Annotated in this window: 1 protein-coding gene; it reads left to right on the top strand. The window is 68.9% G+C overall.

Annotated features, from left to right (window positions below):
* Nucleotides 1-315: M1 family aminopeptidase (locus JGS39_RS40435; RefSeq protein WP_264302879.1), on the top strand; the 315-nt coding region annotated here is incomplete at both ends.

Genomic DNA, 315 nt, shown 5'->3' with positions numbered 1-315 from the left:
CCCCGACACCGCCTCCGCGATGCTCAACTTCGACGGCATCTCCTACGCCAAGGGCGCATCCGCCCTGCGCCAACTCGTCGCCTGGCTCGGCGAAAAGGACTTCCTGGCCGGCATCAACACCCACTTCGCCCGCCACAAATTCGGCAACGCCACCCTCGCCGACTTCATCGACAACCTCGCCTCCGCCACCGACCGGGACGTCCACGCCTGGGCCGACCAGTGGCTGCGCACCACCGGAGTCGACACCCTCACCCCCCACATCGGCGAGAGCGACACCACCTGGTCCCTCACCGTCGACCACCACGGCACCCGCCC

It is taken from the genome of Streptomyces poriferorum, assembly GCF_019399235.1.
Lineage (GTDB): Bacteria > Actinomycetota > Actinomycetes > Streptomycetales > Streptomycetaceae > Streptomyces > Streptomyces poriferorum.
Note: the sequence above shows the minus strand (reverse complement) of the source record. Positions and strands in the feature narration are given on the sequence as shown.